Annotated in this window: 15 protein-coding genes; 10 read left to right on the forward strand and 5 right to left on the reverse strand. The window is 68.1% G+C overall.

The features are described from left to right. The first annotated feature begins 52 nt into the window (after positions 1-52). The 3 genes from FBT69_12850 to FBT69_12860 are packed head-to-tail and all read left to right on the forward strand — an operon-like array spanning position 53 to position 2551. A complete protein-coding gene (locus tag FBT69_12850; GenBank protein MDL1905678.1) occupies positions 53-490 on the forward strand; it encodes a bifunctional nuclease family protein in 438 nt (145 codons plus the stop codon). Beyond that, on the forward strand, positions 405-1844 hold the full coding sequence (truD, locus tag FBT69_12855; protein MDL1905679.1) for a tRNA pseudouridine(13) synthase TruD: 1440 nt from the start codon (positions 405-407) through the stop codon (positions 1842-1844). Before FBT69_12850 ends, truD begins: the two co-directional genes overlap by 86 nt. A gap of 41 nt (positions 1845-1885) precedes the next feature. After that, positions 1886-2551 (forward strand): HAD family hydrolase, encoded by a 666-nt coding sequence (locus FBT69_12860; protein MDL1905680.1) that lies wholly within the window; start codon positions 1886-1888, stop codon positions 2549-2551. A 3-nt stretch (positions 2552-2554) separates the two neighbouring features. Here the strand turns inward: FBT69_12860 and FBT69_12865 are convergent, their stop codons facing one another. Genes FBT69_12865 through FBT69_12875 form a run of 3 tightly spaced genes read right to left on the reverse strand, consistent with a single transcriptional unit; the run spans position 2555 to position 7528 of the window. Further along, entirely contained in the window at positions 2555-5068 is a 2514-nt protein-coding gene (locus FBT69_12865; GenBank protein ID MDL1905681.1) for a thioredoxin domain-containing protein, read from the reverse strand. Continuing rightward, entirely contained in the window at positions 4956-5945 is a 990-nt protein-coding gene (locus FBT69_12870) for an NAD(P)H-hydrate dehydratase (protein MDL1905682.1), read from the reverse strand. Before FBT69_12870 ends, FBT69_12865 begins: the two co-directional genes overlap by 113 nt. Beyond that, the gene (locus FBT69_12875; protein MDL1905683.1) at positions 5942-7528 is read right to left on the reverse strand and encodes a transglutaminase family protein; all 1587 of its coding nucleotides are present in this window, start codon (positions 7526-7528) and stop codon (positions 5942-5944) included. Before FBT69_12875 ends, FBT69_12870 begins: the two co-directional genes overlap by 4 nt. Here FBT69_12875 and FBT69_12880 point away from each other — a divergent pair. The 3 genes from FBT69_12880 (at position 7516) to asnS (ending at position 11037) form a co-directional block, all read left to right on the forward strand. Continuing rightward, a complete protein-coding gene (locus tag FBT69_12880) occupies positions 7516-8379 on the forward strand; it encodes a TatD family deoxyribonuclease (protein MDL1905684.1) in 864 nt (287 codons plus the stop codon). The two genes, FBT69_12875 and FBT69_12880, sit on opposite strands and share 13 nt — an antisense overlap. Before the next feature lie 100 nt (positions 8380-8479). Continuing rightward, on the forward strand, positions 8480-9520 hold the full coding sequence (lgt, locus tag FBT69_12885) for a prolipoprotein diacylglyceryl transferase (GenBank protein ID MDL1905685.1): 1041 nt from the start codon (positions 8480-8482) through the stop codon (positions 9518-9520). Positions 9521-9615: 95 nt separating this feature from the next. Beyond that, positions 9616-11037 (forward strand): asparagine--tRNA ligase, encoded by a 1422-nt coding sequence (gene asnS, locus FBT69_12890; GenBank protein MDL1905686.1) that lies wholly within the window; start codon positions 9616-9618, stop codon positions 11035-11037. An 11-nt stretch (positions 11038-11048) separates the two neighbouring features. Here asnS and FBT69_12895 read toward each other — a convergent pair whose 3' ends face one another. Continuing rightward, positions 11049-11744, reverse strand: coding sequence for a MarC family protein (locus FBT69_12895; protein ID MDL1905687.1), 696 nt, complete (start codon positions 11742-11744; stop codon positions 11049-11051). Between the two features lie 6 nt (positions 11745-11750). Between FBT69_12895 and FBT69_12900 the strand changes: the two genes are divergently transcribed. Continuing rightward, the gene (locus FBT69_12900; GenBank protein ID MDL1905688.1) at positions 11751-12881 is read left to right on the forward strand and encodes a hypothetical protein; all 1131 of its coding nucleotides are present in this window, start codon (positions 11751-11753) and stop codon (positions 12879-12881) included. Between the two features lie 55 nt (positions 12882-12936). Here the strand turns inward: FBT69_12900 and FBT69_12905 are convergent, their stop codons facing one another. After that, positions 12937-13248 (reverse strand): hypothetical protein, encoded by a 312-nt coding sequence (locus FBT69_12905; protein MDL1905689.1) that lies wholly within the window; start codon positions 13246-13248, stop codon positions 12937-12939. Between the two features lie 222 nt (positions 13249-13470). Between FBT69_12905 and FBT69_12910 the strand changes: the two genes are divergently transcribed. From FBT69_12910 to FBT69_12920, 3 genes are all read left to right on the forward strand, one after another. Beyond that, on the forward strand, positions 13471-14547 hold the full coding sequence (locus tag FBT69_12910; GenBank protein ID MDL1905690.1) for a 16S rRNA (uracil(1498)-N(3))-methyltransferase: 1077 nt from the start codon (positions 13471-13473) through the stop codon (positions 14545-14547). Between the two features lie 59 nt (positions 14548-14606). Continuing rightward, positions 14607-15806, forward strand: a complete 1200-nt coding sequence (locus tag FBT69_12915) for a hypothetical protein (protein ID MDL1905691.1) — start codon at positions 14607-14609, stop codon at positions 15804-15806. A 32-nt stretch (positions 15807-15838) separates the two neighbouring features. After that, a partial coding sequence (locus FBT69_12920) for a hypothetical protein (GenBank protein MDL1905692.1) occupies positions 15839-17689 on the forward strand: 1851 nt, incomplete at its 3' end.

Raw genomic sequence — 17689 nt, forward strand, 5'->3', positions numbered from 1 at the left:
ACCGGCAGGTCGGACGGGCACTATGCTTGGACGATAGGGAAGGATACCGAGCATGCCCGTGCGGATGGAGTTGTCGAGAATTCTGATCCGGGAGTTGAACGACGGCCAGGTCATCGAACTGCGCGAGGTCGTCGAGGGGAACGACGAGCGGACGCCCGAGGCCGAGGTGCGGTCGTTCCCGATCGTCATCGGCCTGCCCGAGGCGCAGGCGATCGAGCGCCGGCTCAAGGGCATCCCGATCAAGCGGCCGATGACCCACGAACTGCTGGCGAATGTCATGAATGCGCTCGGCGGCGAACTGGTCTCGATCCACGTGACCGATCTCAACGGAGGTACCTACTACGCGACGCTCGACATCCGCACCGCAAACGGCGAGTTGATACACGTGGACTCGCGGCCGAGCGATGCGATCGCTCTCGGCATCGCCGGCAACGTGCCGATCTACGTGGAAGAGAGCGTGGTCGAATCCGCCTCCAGAGGTGAAGCGTGAGAGCGTGAGCGGGCAGGGAGCCCACACCGTGAGCGTCGCGCCGCCTTTCGAGGCGTACTGGCGGTCGGATCGGCCCGGAGCGGCGTGGGCCGCGCCGTGCTTTGTCACCGCCAACGAGCCGGGGATCGGCGGACGGATCAAGGAGCGGCCCGAGGACTTCCTCGTCGAGGAAATCCCGCTCTACGAGCCGTGCGGCAGCGGGGAGCACCTCTATCTCTTCGTCCAGAAGCGCAACCTTTCAACGCTCGAAATGGTGCGGATCGTGGCGGAGCACTTCGGCGTCCACCGCTCGGCCGTCGGGTACGCGGGGCTGAAGGACAAGCACGCCATCACGCGGCAGGTCGTGTCCGTGCACCTGCCCGGCAAGTCCGACAGCGAGTTCCGGCACCTCGACCACGAGCGCCTCGCCGTGCTGTGGGCGGACAGGCACACCAACAAGCTGCGGCCGGGGCACCTGCGCGGGAACCGGTTCTCGATCCGCGTGCGCGGCGTGGAACCGACTGCTGCGCTGGCAGCGTCGCGGATGATCGGGATGCTCGCTCGCGTCGGCGTGCCGAACCGTGTCGGCGAGCAGCGCTTCGGCCTGCTGGAGAACAACCACCTCATCGGGCGAGCGATGATCCTCGGGCGGATGCGCGAAGCCGCCGATCTCCTGCTCGGGCCGAGCGCGTCGCACCCCGAGAGCCAGCCTGAAGCGAGGACGTTCTATGCGGAAGGTCGGTACGCGGCTGCCGCGGCCCACTTCGCTCCCGCCCTGCGGACCGAGCGCGGACTGGCCAAGGCGCTGGCCAAGGGCCTGGAGGTCGAGAAGGCGGTGCGCCGCATCGACCGCACGGTGGCGTCGTACTTCGTGTCGGCGTTCCAGTCGGCCGTGTTCAACTCCGTGCTGGACAGGCGGATTCACGACGGACAACTCGGCACGCTGCACATCGGCGACGTGGCGTTCAGGCACGTGGGACGAGCCACGTTCGACGTAACGGCCGAAACGCTCGGCAAGGCGGAAACGCACGAGCGCGTGGCGAGTTTCGAGATCAGCCCGTCCGGGCCGATGTGGGGCGCCTCGATGCGCCAGGCATCGGGCACGCCGGGTCGAATCGAGCGAGTGGCGCTCGAAGCAGCCGGCGTGACGTTCGAGCGCGTCGCCGAGTTCGATCGTGGAACGGGCGGTCTCATGCGGGGTGCCAGACGCCCGCTGCGCGTGCCGCTCATCGACCCGGACGTGGAGGGCGGCGCGGACGAGCACGGGACGTTCGTGCGGTGTGCTTTCGAACTGCCGCGAGGGTCATTCGCCACGGTCGTGATGCGCGAGTTGATGAAGACCAAGTTGGGAGGTGAGGAGGAAGTGGAAGAGTGACGACGTGACGATGAAGAACCGTATCCTCGATCGCTTGATCCGTGGAAACCGTGCCCGTGCCTCCAGTCCGTCTCATCTGCTTCGATCTCGGCGGCGTGCTCGTGCGGATCTGCCGCTCGTGGCGCGAAGGCTGCGAGCGAGCCGGGCTGCAGGTGTACGACGACCTGGACGCGCCCGCCGCACGCGCGGCACGCACGCACTGGGCGCATCAGTACCAGCTCGGACGCATCGATTGCGACACCTTTGCTCGCGGTCTCTCTGACGCCGTCGGAGGTCGCTACACACCGGAGCAGGTGCGCGCGATCCACGACGCCTGGATCATCGCGGAGTACCCCGGCGTGGCAGGCCTGCTCCGGCGCCTGAACGAAAGCGTCGGCCTCACGACAGCAATCCTGAGCAACACGAATCATGGCCACTGGGCGCGGCTGATCCCGGGCGTGAATGGCGGGGAGTTCCCGTCGCTCGGGCTTGTGCGGCGGCCATACGCGAGCCACCTGCTCGGGCTGGCGAAGCCCGATCCGGCGATCTACCGCGCGTTCGAACTGCGGGCACAGGTCACCCCGGGCGACGTGCTCTTCTTCGATGACCTTGAAGAGAACGTGGCCGCCGCGCGGGCGTGCGGATGGCGCGCGGAGCGCATCGACCACGAGGGCGACACGGTGGCGCAGATCGTCGAACGCCTGGCAACGCACGGAGTGAACGTGTGACGATCAGTTCTGCCAGTCGATCGCGACGTCGAGTTCGAGCGTCGTGGGTGCAAGGCACGCCGTGTCGTTGCAGGCCTGGCAGGTGATGGCGAGCAGCGGCCTCCCTCGCACCGGGCCGGTCTGCTCAACGGCGACGCGGAGGGCGAACTCGCCTTCGTACGCGCTCAGGGTCTCCGAGCCGGTTGCGAGTTTCACGCCCGGGGGGTAGTCCGCGTACGCCTCGATGCCGCCGCCGCCGACAACGTGAACGCGGAACGGCAGCACGCTGTCGCCCGCGTCGGCCGCGGCGACGTGCCAGCCCTCGGCGACACGAACGAGCAGCGGCAGTTCAGCGGGACGACCGGGTCCGATCTCGATGCGCTCAACACTGGTAAACACCGCGAGAGGCGAGAAGTCCGCCCGTGTTTGCGCGGCCGCTCCGTCCGCGGCAGAAGCGTCCCGTACATCGCACGATTCCACCACATTGGTTGCCGTTGCCACTGCCTCCGTCACGCCCGCTGCCAGCAATCGCGCGAGCGCGGCCGTCGCATGGATGCACGCCGCCGGGGCGCGGGCGATGGTTGCGCTGAGCGACCGGACGCACGCGAGCGCCCTGTCGATGTACCGCTTGTTCCCGGTCGCGTCCGCCAGTGAGATGAGCGCGTGGAGCATGACGGACGATCCTGTCGGGAGCGCGCCGTCCCAGGTCGAGCGGACACGGACGAACAGGTCGTCGCGTCCGGCCGCGACGTCGAAGTACCCACCGTCGGGCGAGGCGAACTCACCCTCGGCACGGGCGAGCAGCGTCCGCGCGGCGTCAAGCCACCGTGTCTCTGCCCCACTCTTCGCGTCGAGCGCGTGCATGCGAGCGAGAGCAACAATGGCCGACGCGTAGTCTTCAAGCGAGCCTTGCGGACCGCGCACGCCGCCCCGCCACGATCGCGCCAGCGAACCGTCAGCGTCCGACATCGCGTCAAGAATGAATCGTGCCGCGCGACGGGCGGCGTCGGCGAAGCGGGGATCGCCGAGCAGGGCGGCCCCGTCCACCATCGCCACGATGGCATGCCCGTTCCATTCGGCGATCACCTTGTCATCCGTCGCGGGCTGCTGCCGGCGCCTGCGGGCCGCGATCAGGCGTTCGCGCACCCGGACGAAACGCCCATCGAACTCCGCCATCTCCATGCCCAGCGAGCGTGCGAGGCGATCGGGACGATCGTCGAGACGGAGGACGTTCGCGGGCGGGTTGTCGGGGTGATGGGGATCACGGAAGTTGGGGCCGCGGTCGAGACCGAAGACGCGCGCGGCGAAGGCGAGGTCGCCGGATTCGAGCAACGCGGAGAACTGATCGCGTGTCCAGACGTGCGCTGCCCCCTCGTGTCCGCTCGCGTCGGCGTCCTGCGCAGAGAGGAACTCGCCGCGCGGTCCTGTCAACTCACGCAGGATGTAGTCGAGCGTGCTCCGCGCGACGGAGCGATAGACCTCGTCACCATACGCTGAGCCGGCGCGAGCGTACACCGATGCGAGCATCGCGTTGTCGTAGAGCATCTTCTCGAAGTGCGGCACGGTCCAGTGCGCATCGACAGCATAGCGGTGGAAGCCTCCCGCGAGGTGGTCGTGAATCCCCCCCGCCATCATCCGGTCGAGCGTCGCTCGCACGGCGTGGTCGATCGCGGCGCGGGTTTCGTCATCGCCGGCCATGTCGCGAACGCCGAGCAGGAACAGGAGCAACGAGGGCTGTGGGAACTTCGGCGCGCCTCCGAAGCCGGCGTTGACGGGGTCGAAAAGCCGGAGCAATGCGGCCGTCGCTCCTTCGACCTCGCCGCGACCGACCGGAACTGGCGCGTCGGCACGCGCGAGTTGCTCGGAGACGGCGGCCGCCAGCCGCTCGGCCTGCTCCATCACGCCTTCTCGCTGCGTTCGCCATGCGGTGGCGATCCCTTCGATGACACGCGGAAAGTCGGGGCGAGCGCCGAGCGCGGGGTGCGGCTCGGCGGGAATGTACGTGCCGCACCAGAAGGGATGCAGCCGCTCCGGTTCAAGGAAGATGCTCATGGGCCACCCGCCCTGACCGGTGAAGAGTTGCGTTGCGGTCATGTAGAGGTTGTCCACCTCGGGGCGTTCCTCGCGGTCCACCTTCACGCAGACGAACCGCTCGTTGAGCATCGCCGCGATCGACGGGTTCTCGAACGATTCACGCTCCATGACGTGGCACCAGTGGCAGGTGCTGTAGCCGATCGAGAGGAAGATGGGCACGTCGCGCCGCTTCGCCTCATCGAACGCCTCCCGCCCCCACGGCAGCCAGTCAACGGGGTTGCCAGCGTGCTGCAGGAGGTACGGGCTGCTCTCTCCCGCGAGGCGGTTGCGTCGTGCGTCGGCGCGTTCGGTGTGGACGGGCATCGTGCGGCTCCTGCTCGCGAGTCTCACTCTATCGGGATCGGAGCAACGAGAGCGTCTCCGGCAGCAGGTCGGCGAGCTCCGATGCCAGCAGACCAGCGTCGGCGCGGCGTGCGTCCGCCCAGCGCTCCCCCGCGAGCGCATGGGCCTGCACCCCCAGACATGCCGCGTCGAAGAGCGAAAGAGGCCGGCGCGGATCGACCGGAACGCGGGCACGAAGCGCCTCGGGGAGCGCGGAAACAGTCGGATCGGGCCGCGGAACGAACTGCGCGATGATCGCGCCGATCAGTCCTGCGAGCACGTCGCCGGTGCCGGCGGTAGCCAAGCAGGCATGGCCTCGCTCACAGACCCACGAACGGTGGCCGTTGCTGACGACGGTGCCGGCGCCTTTGAGAACGACGATGCACCCAAGCCGCTGGGCCATCTGTTCAGCACCGGCGATCCGGCCGGTTGGGATCGTCGGGTCCGCGCTGATCCGCAGCGGGCCGGCCATGCGGCGGTACTCGCCGGGGTGAGGCGTCAGGACCGCGGGAGCACGAAAGTCCCGCCACAACTCGGGAACCTGCGACAGGTTGTTGATGGCATCGGCATCGACGACGACCGGCACCGTGTCCTGCTGCACTGAACGGAGAGCGAGCACGCGCGCTCCTTCGTCCGTGCCCAGGCCCGGTCCGATCACAAGGCAATCGGCGTCGGCCAGCACGCAGTCGAGCACGGCCGCGGCTTCGTGCGCGACGATCGCGCCATCCGCATCGACCGGCAGCGCAACACCTGTTGCCGACGGCGCGATGACGAGAGCCGCATTCAGCACAGGGCGTGGCGTGACGATACGAGCCAATCCCACGCCGCCCCGCAGCGCCCCGAGCGCGACCAGGGCTGGCGCGCCGACCATCCGTCTGCCGCCCGACGCGCAACCGCCGACGACAGCAACCGTGCCGAAAACGCCCTTGTGTCCCGCAGGGTCGCGCTGCGGGAGTTGCGGAAGCGGTGAAGCCCCGGCCGTTTCGCTCCGCGGAGTCATGGACGTCCCTTCGTCGATTCAATCTCGACTCGGAGCCGCCCGATGAGCGGCGCGGCGGCGGCCATGGCACGCACCGCTTCACCGTCCGCGAGCGCGGACACGGCGAGTGCGATGTGCGTGGCGTCGAACGGGACCGTCCCGAGGGTTGCGTCGAGATCGACCCAGGCGGGGCCGCCGTCGGTGTCGAGCAGGGCCTGCGTCCACATGTGGTAGACGAAGACGTCGCGCTCACCCTCGAAGCGGTCGGCGTAGATCAGCCCGCTCACGACACGCGAGGGGATGCCGTCGGCACGGAGCATGGCCGCCAGCAGCACCGCGTGCTCCGTGCAGTCGCCTTCGAGCGTGCGAGCGACCTCGCTGGCGGACGCGAAGCCCACGCCGAGCGACTTGGCGCTGATGTGCCGCCCGACGAACTGGCGCAGGTTCTCGGCACGCGCTGGCTTGCCGTCCCGCACACCGCGCAGCGCGCCCCTGGTGAGCTCGACGATGACAGGGTCGTCCGAATCCGCCATCGCGGACGGGGCAAGATACGGCGCGGCGTCAAGTTCGAGGGGTTCCGCTCGCTGGTTTTGAAAGCGAACAAGCACACGCGCCCGCGAGCCATCGAGCCGATCCACGTGCTGCGCGCCGCCGATGGGGAGGTCCGGGAGCGATCCGTCGGGGACGCTCAGGAGATAGACCGCCTCGCCCACGCGGCGTGGCGAGTCGATGCGCCGGTCGGGCCGAACGAACGATCGGATCAGCAGTTCGGGGGCATGAACTCTCGCTTGCGCGGCAGCCTCATCGGTGGCGAACAGCGCCATCTTCATGCCGCCGAGGTCGAGCTCGGTGCGCAACGGCACGCCCCGCCTGTCCATGATCTCGACAGTGGACACCCCGACCGGCATGTCGCTCGACGAGGTTCGACAGCGGATGGCGTCGAGCGAGCGGCCCATGACCTCGACCGTCGTCGCCTCGAAGCCCTCGCGGCGAATCTCGATCACGGTCGGCCCGCCTTGGGGGTCCACCGTGCGCAGGACAATCGGGTCCGCGCCCGCAGCGAGCCGCTGTTCGAGGTAGCGAGATGCGGCCGCTGGGGGAAGCCAGCGGCCCTCCGGCGCGGGGAGCGTGCCGCGGGTCGTACGCCCCCCCTGCGTCGTCTCGACATCGACTCCTTCGCGGTTGAAGCGGTAGCGAACGGAGACCGGTTCCGAGCCGAAGCGCTGATCGACGCTCATCTCGATCGGCTCCCCGGCCTCGGTCTCAACGAAGCGCGTCGTCAGCGCGATGGAGAGCGGCGTTGTGCCGCGCCGAATAGCAACCTCCATTCGACTCGTTGTGGTGACGCGCCCCTCGGCCGTCGCCTGCGAGGCGTGCATCCAGCCGGCCCGCTGCCCATCGATCTCCACCGTGTACCAGCGCTCGTGGTCGGTCGCGCGGACGGTCGCCGTGAGAGTGAGCCAGACCGCGAGCACAAGCCGGACCAAGACATGGGGGGACATCGGCATGGGTTGATTGTAGGGGAAGGCACGAGGCATCGAGGCATTCTGGCACCGGAGCGAAGCAGGAGGGAGAACGCAGGAGCCGCACGATGATCCGGGCATCTACTGTTCCGTATCACGTCTCGCTCTCTCACCCCGATCCCGTTGCCTTGATCCCTCGATCCCTGGCCATGATCGACACGCACTGCCATCTCACGTTCGACGACTTCGCGGGACGGGTGCCCGAAACGATCGACGAAGCCATCGCTGCGGGGGTAATGGGGATGATCTCCGTCTCCACGACGCCCCCGGACGCGGAGCAGGCTCTGCACCTGGCCGAGACGAACGATCGCGTCTGGTGCACGGCAGGCGTGCATCCGCTGTACTCGGATCGCGGGCCGTTCGAGTGGGAGCGGTTGCGGAAGGTCGCGTCCAGCCCGCGGTGCGTCGCGTGGGGCGAACTGGGCCTGGACAACCACTACGACCGTCCGGCCCGTGCGGTGCAGGACACCGTGCTTGCGGAGCAACTGGCGTTCATCGAGCGGGTGCACGAGGGCGGCCGGGCACTGCCGGTCGTGCTGCACTGCCGCGAGGCGTTTGACGACCTGATCCCTGTACTTCGGCGGACGCGGCTGGACCCGACGCGGTTCGTCTTCCACTGCTTCACGGGCGGGCCGGCGGACGTGCGAAAGGTACTGGACTTCGGCGCGATGGTCTCGTTCACGGGAGTAGTGACGTACCGGAATGCGCGCGAGGTGGCCGAGGCCGCGCGGCTCGTGCCGCTCGACCGCATCATGGTCGAGACCGACGCCCCGTTCCTCTCGCCCGAGCCGGTGCGTGGCAGGCGACCCTGCCGACCGGCGTTCGTGCGGCACACGGCCGAGTTCCTCGCCCGATTGCGCTGCGATGACTGGGAGACCTTCCACGCGGCCATCAACTTGAACACGGAGCGGTTCTTTGGTGTGAAAGCGTGAGGAGAAGACCAACGGGACCTGCAACGCCCCACGCTGTTACACTGTCTCTCGTCTGCGCCCCCTTGATGCCTTGAACCCGCTGCCCTTGATCCTTTCTTCCATGCTGCACACTCTCGACCCCTTCGTCTTCGAGTTCGCGCCCGGATGGGGCGTGCGGTGGTATGGGCTGTCGTATGTCGCCGGGTTCGTGGCCGGGTGGCTGCTGCTGCGATTGCTTGCGCGGCGGGGTCTGGCGATGGTGCCCGCGGATCGTGTCGCCGACGCGATGCTCTGGATCGTCGCGGGCGTGCTGATCGGAGGCAGGCTCGGCTACGTGCTGCTGTACAAGCCCGAGTACCTGTGGACCTTCGAAGCAGAGTTCCCGTGGTGGGCCGTGCTGGCGATCAACCGGGGCGGCATGGCGAGCCACGGCGGGATGATCGGCGTGATCCTCGCCGCCTGGCGCATCAGCCGCGGATGGCGCGACGACGACTGCACGGTCCGTGGCCGCTGCCATCCGCTGCACGTCATGGACCTGATGGCGCTCATCGCACCGCCCGGGCTGCTCTTTGGTCGTGTTGCGAACTTCGTCAACGGCGAGCTTCCCGGTCGGGTCGTCGCCCGCCCGGGCGAGCCGGCTCCATGGTGGAGCGTGAAGTTCCCGCAGGAGATCGTCAGCGGGCACGAGTCCTTCCGCACACCCGAGCAGGAACAAGCCGTAGACAACATCGTGTCGCGCTACATGCTGCCAGGCGACGACTTTGCAGCGGGATTCGAGCGGATGTTGCGGGCGCTGCGCCACGGCGGAGAAGAGGCCGATCGGCTCGCTGCCGAGTTGTCCCCGCTCATCTCCGCCCGTGCTCCGTCGCAACTCCTCCAGGCTCTCTGCGAGGGCGTGGTCGTCGGGGCAGTCGTTTGGACGGTCGGCGTGGCGATGGGTCGGCTCCGCTCGCCCGGTGTCGTCGGGGCGTGGTTCCTCGTCTCCTACGGCGTGCTGCGTATCGCCACCGAGTTCGTGCGTCTGCCCGATGCCGATCTCGCCGTCCAGCGCGTGCTCGGCCTGAGCAGGGGACAGTGGTTCAGCGCGGTCATGGTGGCGGTGGGGCTCTTGGTCATGGCTGTGCCGAGACTGCGCGGGAAGACCGGCGGACCGGGGACGTGACCGGCGCAAGCCGCTGCGCTCTCCCCGGTTCGGCCGGGCGATCATGGCCGACGGCTACCATTGCCCTCGCACACGGGAACGACCGGAGACGACGCATGACGTGGCTGATGGTGAAGGATGCGCTGAGAGCCGAGCCGGGGACGCGCTGCGCCGTAAAGGGGTGGGTGCGCACGCGACGGGACTCGAAAGCGGACGGCGGACTGTCATTCATCAACGTCCACGACGGCACGTGCTTCGACCCGATCCAAGTCGTCGCCCGTGCGGACCTGCCGAACTATGCGGCCGAGGTCGCTCGGCTGACCACGCACTGCGCCGTCGAGTGCGACGGGGAGATCGTGAAGAACCCCAAGGGCGGCAACGAGATCAACGCGACGGCCGTGCGCGTCGTCGGCTGGGTGGACGACCCGGACACCTACCCGGTGCAGCCCAAGCAGCACTCGTTCGAGTACCTGCGCGAGGTGGCCCACCTGCGCTCACGGACCAACACTTTCGGCGCCGTCGCCCGCGTGCGGCACACGCTGGCGTGCGCCATCCACCGCTTCTTTGACGAGCGGGGGTTCTTCTACGTCCACACGCCGATCATCACGGCCAGCGACTGCGAAGGCGCAGGGCAGATGTTCCGCGTGAGCACGCTGGACCTCGTGAACCCGCCGCGCACGCCGGAGGGAGGGGTGGACTACGCCGAGGACTTCTTCGGCAAGGAAGCACACCTCACCGTGAGCGGGCAACTGAACGTCGAAACCTATTGCCAGGCGCTTTCGAGGGTGTACACCTTCGGCCCGACGTTCAGGGCGGAGAACTCGAACACGAGCCGACACCTTGCCGAGTTCTGGATGATCGAGCCTGAGATCGCCTTCGCCGACCTGCACGACGACGCGACGCTGGCTGAGGAGTTCATCAAGTTCCTGATCGACGATCTGCTATCGCGCCGGTCGGACGACATGGCCTTTTTCGACCAGCGGATCGAGAAAGGCCTCATCGAGCGGCTGCGCCACGTACTGGAGACGCCCTTCCGGCGGCTGCCGTACACAGAGGGCGTCGCCATCCTGCGTGATGCGCAGAGCAAGGGCGTGAAGTTCGAGTTCCCGGTCGAGTGGGGCAAGGATTTGCAATCGGAGCACGAGCGCTACCTGACCGAGCAGCACTTCAGGCAGCCCGTGGTCCTCATGAACTACCCGAAACAGATCAAGGCGTTCTACATGCGCGTGAACGATGCGGGCACGGACGGCGCACCCGGCGAGACCGTAGCCGCGATGGACGTGCTGGTGCCTGGGATCGGTGAGATCATCGGCGGCAGCCAGCGCGAGGAACGGCTGGAAGTGCTCGACCGTCGCATCGACGAGATGGGACTGCACAAGCCCGACTACTGGTGGTACCGCGACCTGCGCCGCTACGGCACCGTGCCGCATGCGGGCTTCGGCCTGGGCTTCGAGCGGCTGATCCTGTTCTGCACGGGTATGCAGAACATCCGCGACGTGATCCCGTTCCCACGTGCGCCGAAACAGGCGGAGTTCTGAGCCACGACCGATTATCCGGCCGTGGCTCCCAGCCCGAAGAACCCCTGCAACCCCGTCAGCACGCCGTTGGCCGCGATCCCGGCCGTGATGAGGCCCATCACGCGGCTGATGATGCTCGCCCCCGCCTGCCCGATCAGTCGGTGGATGCGCTCAGCGATGAGCAGGCACGCCAGCACGATGCCGAGCACGACGAGCATGATGCCGAGCGTCGCGGCCTGCTGGATCACGCTGAACTTCGCGTTGTCCGTTGTCACCACGATCGCCACGATCGAGCCGGGACCGGCGATCGAGGGGATGGCGAGCGGGTAGATCGCCAGGTCGTAGGCATCGGCGGCCGCCTTCGGCACGACGGAGACCTCCGATTCCGGCTTGCTCGTGCCGAAGATCATGTCCAACGCGAAGAGAAAGAGGATGATCCCACCAGCCACGCGGAAAGCGTGAAGTGAGATGCCCATCGCGTTGAGCACGAACTGGCCGAAGATGCCGAAGAAAAGCAGCACACCCGCCGAGACGAGCACCGCCCGGAAGGCGATGCGCCGCCGCAGGCCCGGCGCGGCCCGAGACGCGATGGCGATGAAGACCGGCACCGACCCGACCGGATCGATGATCGTGAAAAGAAGCACGAAATCATTCAGCAGGCGTTCCACGGGGGGGCCCTCGAGCGGGGAGCATAGCGGGAACCGGACGCGGGAAACGATCGATATCATCCGCCGATGCAAGCGATCCTCCTGGCAGCCGTTGTCGTTCTCGCCCAGCCCGCCCCGCCCTCGCGCGATGACGCCGCGTCCGGTGTGCCGCTGCTGTTGGCGAAGATGGCCGAGGCGGTCCTGAGCGCAGACGCCGAACGCTACCTCTCCCTCGTCGACCCGACCGAGCCGGAGTTCGCCAAGGAGCAGGAGAACTGGGCCAAGGACTTCGTCGAGCGGCCGACGGCCGCGTTTGCGCTCGATCTCGACGGTGGCCTTCTGGTCGAAGTGGACGGCGGCAACGCAGCCATCGGCACGCTCACGGTGCGGTGGCAAATGCCCGAGCGCCCCGAGCGAACGATCCGCCATGCGGCAAGGTTTACAAACCGCGACGGGACATGGCTCTACGCCGGAGAGGCATGGAAACGCGTGGCCTCGAACGACGGGTCGAACATCGCGCTCTACCTCGACGATGCGTTGCGGGACGTGGCCGTGAATGTCGTCGAGTTGCTGCCGGAGGTCCGTGAGCATGTGAACGCCGGCTTCGAGACGCCCCTGGACCACGTGCAGGTGGTCAAGATCTACGGCGAGATGGAGCACCTGCAGGCTTCCATCTTTCTGAGTTACGAGGACGCGCTCGGCGGATGGAACGAGCCGGGAGAGTCGATCAAAATTCTTGCCACGCCACGATCACCGGCCCGTCAGCTGCGCGTGCTGCTCGCGCACGAGTACGGACACGTCGCCACGTTCTCCATGGGCGACAGGGCGACCGAGATCCCGTGGTGGGTGGCCGAGGGAGCCGCGGAACTCGCGGCCGAGCGGTATTCCGGTCGATCGGGACCGGAGAGCGTGGACCGCATGATCCGCCAACTGGCCGAACAGGGAGGTCTGGCCGAGTGGGATCTGCTGAGCGACTTCCGCAACACGCGACCCGAGCACGGCATGCTCGTCTACAAGCAGGGCCAGCACATGCTCGGGTACGTCTCCGGACGATTCGGCAGGTCCGCCCGCAACCAGTGGATCGCGCGCATGACGCGCGGCCAGTCACTCGACGAGGCGACGCGAGGCGCATTCGGGATGACGTTCGCGGACCTCGACAGGGATTGGCGAGCGTCGCTGCTCGCTGCGGCCTCCGACGGCGAGGACGAAGCGCAGTAGGAGGAGAAACCGGCAGGCGCCAGCGCACCCGGGCGACGCTTCGTAGCGCTTCCGATCAGTGTTCACCCGCGCGATCGGTCGGCGGCGTTGCCGGCGCGGACGCGATCTCCGGCGGCGGAGCGTCGGGCGGCTCACCTCCGGGACCGCGGAGCACAAGCACGACGGTCCACACGCACACGGCATAAAAGAGCGTCATCACGCCGATCCAACCGATCGAGTCGCGCACGCCGCGCGGCATCCCCGAGACGCGCCGGGCAACCGGCTCGACCGCTCCCGCCAGCGCGTTGCAGAACGAATCGGTGAACGGCGCTCTGCTCTGCCGTGGGGTCGCTTCCCTAGAATCGACGCCACGGACGGGACTCGGCACGCTCGCCGTCACTGGAGTAGACACGGGTGCGTCGGACCGCGCAGCCGTTCGTGTCTCAGCGGATTGCTCCGCAGTCACGGACTGTTGGGGAGCGTGCGCCGTCCCGGCATGGTTCTCGACGGGTGAATCCTCCCCTGCCGAGGGCGGAGCGGACCGAGGCGCCGCCTCGATCTCGACGTCCCCCTCCTGCTGCAGCAACTCCTCCGACAGCGCGGCGAGTTGATGGTCGAGCGCTTCGATGCGCGCGTCCGACCGCGCATTCGTCTGCTCAGGCGCGGTCGAATCGCCCCCCCCTTCGGCGACGGGCTCGGCGTCCAGCCTGCTCAGCAGACTGTCCACCTGGCGCTGGAGGTCGTCCATCCTGGCCGGCGGATCGTCGAGGGTCGTGGGTTGTTCGGGCATCCGGGAAGCTCCCCTTCGATGATCGGCCTACTCGGCCCCGGACTCAAGGGGCGTCCGGTGGCCACCCCTGCCAAAGCCCTCTACGCTGGGAATGACCCTCACGAAGCGCCCACAACCCCCCACCCTCCTCTCACACCGCCGCAGGGTTCGACCATGCACAGGGTCTTTCTCCGAGAGACGGGGCCGGATGCCGACGGCGTGCTGACGATCGTCGGCGACGAGGCCCGCCATGCGCTCCGAGTCAAGAGACTCGAGCCAAGGGACACCCTCGAACTGCTCGACGGCGAAGGAGCGGTTCACACTGCCCGCATCGAAGCCTTCGACAAGCACGGCAGGGGCGAGTGGCTCATGCGGGTGCGCGTCGAGCGGACGGAGCGCAGGCCTCCCCTTGCGCCGGCCATCCACGCGGTCGTAGCCGCACCGAAAGGGCCGCACCTCGACGAGTTGATCTCGCAACTCAGCCAGGTGGGCGCGGCGTCGTGGTCGCCGTTGCGCTGCGAGCGCAGCGTTTCCGAACCTGGCGACAAGCGACTCGAACGGCTCCGGCGGATCGCGGAGGAATCGTCGAAGCAGTGCGGCCGGGCCTGGTCATTGCGCATCCGACCGCTGACCGAGTTTGACGGAGCGCTTACGCCCGCGCCCGCGATCGTGATCGCTGACCCGAACGGCGGCGTCTACAGACCGACGCGCAGCCCCGAGATCCGCCTGCTCGTGGGACCGGAGGGAGGCTGGAGCGACGGCGAACTCGAACGGGCACGGGCCGCCGGCGTGCAGGTCGCCCGCTTCGGTCCTCACGCCATGCGTTTGGAGACCGCCGCCGTGGTCGCCGCCGCGGTCATCCTCGAACTGGAACTGAACCATCCGGCAGGCCGCAGCGTACCGCCGGGCGACCTGTAACAGAAAAGCCGGTTTCCTGCACCCGCACGGGGAATCCGCGAGCGGACAAGGAGAGCACGATGGGCATTCGAAGGATTGCGATGGCGAGCCTTGCGACAGCGGCGTTGCTGTGCGGGCCGGTCTGCGCGCAACCGCGGCTGGACGAGGAACATCAGCGACTCGCCGCGGAGGTCGCCGCGAGGGCCGTCGAGTTCATGCGGGCGCAGCAGGACGCCGAGTCCGGCGGGTGGAGCGTCGCGCCGCCTGGGCGGCAACTGCCGGCGATCACCGCGCTGGCGATCAACGGGCTGCGGCTCAACGGCGTGCCGAACGACGACCCCGCCGTGCGACGCGGCGTCGAGTTCCTGCTCGCGCACCGCAAGCCGGACGGCGGCATCTACGACACGCTGCTGCCGTCGTACAACACGGCCTGCGCACTCTCGGCACTCGCGGGCATCGACGATCCGAAGGTCATCGCCGCGATCGAACCGGCCCAGCGCTTCCTCGTCAGCCTGCAATGGTCGGAGGAATCCGGCGACAATCCGACCGTCGCTCGCGTCGGGCCGGACAACCCGTTCTACGGCGGCATCGGGTACGGGCAGCACGGCCGCCCGGACCTGTCCAACCTCGGCCTCGCCCTGCAAGGCCTGAAAGACTCGGGGCTTGACCGGGGCTCGCCCGCCTACAAGCGTGCCGTTGTCTTCCTGTCTCGCCTGCAGATGGTGGACGAGATCAACGACATGCCCTACGCCGACGGGTCCGAGCAGGGCGGGTTCATCTACGCCACCGGCCCCGACGCCGCTCATCCCACCATCGGCGAGTCGAAGGCGGGCGAGATCGTCGAAACGCTCCCCGACGGCACGAAGGTGAGTCGGCTGCGGGCCTACGGGTCGATGACGTACACGGGGTTCAAGAGTTACGTCTACGCAGGGTTGCCGCGCGACGACGAGCGCGTGCTGGCTGCGCTGAACTGGCTGCGGCGTCACTACACGCTCGACGAGAACCCCGGGCTGGGGCCGGAAGGGCTGTACTACTACTACGTCGTCATGGCCCGTGCGCTCGACGCCTGGGGCGAGCCGACGATCGCGGTCGCCAGCGAGAACGGACGCGAGGAATCCCGCCGCTGGGCCGAGGACCTCGTCCGCAAGCTCGCGTCGCTTCAGCAGCCGGACGGCTCCTTCCGGCCCATCGCCGCGCGGTGGATGGAAGGCGATCCGGAACTCATCACGGCCTACTCGCTGGTCGCGCTCGGCGCGGCCCGCGGCGGGCCGATAGACTGATCTCCCCGGACACCGCACACGAAAGGCGCCCGATGACCACCGCCCCCGCCCATTACACGCAACTCACGACGCTGCTGCGCGAGGCAGCGACGCTCGAATCCGTCGCTCAACTGCTGGGGTGGGACCAGGAGACCTACATGCCGCCCGCCGGCGCGGCGACGCGGGCCGAGCAGTCCGCCGCGCTTGCCTCGCTGGTGCACCAGCGGCGGACGGACCCTCGCATCGGAGACCTGATCGCCGCGTGCGAGAGCGACCGTTCAATCGTGGCGGACGCGGACAGCCCGCGGGCACGCAACGTGCGCGAGGCGCGCCGAGCCTTCGACAAGGCGACCAAACTGCCGTCCGACCTTGTCGCCGAACTCGCCCGCGTCGGCAGCCAGTCGCAGCAGGTCTGGAAGGAAGCCCGAGAGAAGAACGATTTCGCCATGTTCGCACCTTGGCTGGAGAGGATGTTCAGCCTCTCCCGGCGCAAGGCCGAGTGTTACGGCGTTCCCCAGGGCGGCGAACTCTACGACGCCCTGATCGACGACTACGAGCCGGGTGCGCGCTCCGCGGACATCGAGCGCGTGTTCACCCCGCTGGCGGACAGGCTCAGCACGCTGGTGCAGGAGTTGCAGGATTCAGGGCGTGCGCCCTCCGACGCCCCGACACGCGTGAAGATCGACGCCGCCCGGCAGCACGAGTTCGGCATGTTCGTCATCAAGGCCCTCGGTTTCGACACCAACGCCGGGCGACTCGACGTGACGACCCACCCCTTCTGCTCGGGAATCGCGCCGGGCGACACACGCCTGACCACGCGCTACCGTGAGGAGCGATTCACCGACGCGCTCTACGGCACGATGCACGAGTGCGGGCACGGGCTGTACGAGCAGGGCCTCCCGAAAGGCGAGCACTTCGGCGAACCACTCGGCGATTCCATCTCGCTCGGCATCCACGAGAGCCAGTCTCGCATGTGGGAAAACTTCGTGGGTCGCTCGCGCCCGTTCTGGGCATGGGCGCTCCCGCACGCGAAGCGCATCCTCGGGCCCGCGCTCGACCAGTACAGTGCGGACGACCTCTACAGGGCCGTGAACCGCAGCGAGCGGTCGTTCATCCGCGTTGAGGCCGACGAATCGACCTACAACCTGCACGTCATGCTCCGCTTCGGCATCGAGCGATCGCTCCTGCGGGGCGACCTCGCACCGCGCGACGTCCCCGGCGCGTGGAACGAACGATTCGAGCGGCTGCTCGGCGTAAAGGTGCCCGATGACCGGCGCGGCTGCCTGCAGGACGTCCACTGGAGCTTCGGGCTGATCGGCTACTTCCCCACCTACACGCTCGGCAATCTGCACGCCGCGCAGATGTGGGAGAAAATCAAGACCGACCTGCCCTCGCTCGAAACAGACATGGCCCGCGGCGAGTTCTCCCCGCTGCTCTGCTGGCTGCGCACGAACGTGCACGCCCACGGCAAGCGGTGGCGCGCGGACGAGTTGTGCACGCGGATCACCGGCAAGCCCCTCTCAGCCGACCCGCTGATGCGTCACCTGGAGAGCAAACTGCGGCAGAACCGCATTCGCGATCTCCTGACGCGTGCCATGCGGTTGCCATGTTCGGAACGCTCTCGCTTCATCGAGCACGAGTGCGCCGGCGATGAGGTCTTGCACGCCGAAGTCCGATCTCTGCTCGACGCCATCGAATCGGCCGAAGGTTTCCTGGCCTCGCCGACGTCACCGCCGTTTGATCCGCCGACTTCCGGCTCACCCCGGTTTGGTGTGGTGGCCGCATCCAACCAGCCGGGCGACTTTGTCGGTCGCTACAAGTTGCTGCAGGTGATCGGGGAGGGCGGATTCGGGACGGTGTGGATGGCGGAGCAGACGGAGCCGGTGCTCCGTCGTGTGGCGTTG

Source organism: Synechococcales cyanobacterium CNB (assembly GCA_030263455.1).
Classification (GTDB): Bacteria; Planctomycetota; Phycisphaerae; order Phycisphaerales; family UBA1924; genus CAADGN01.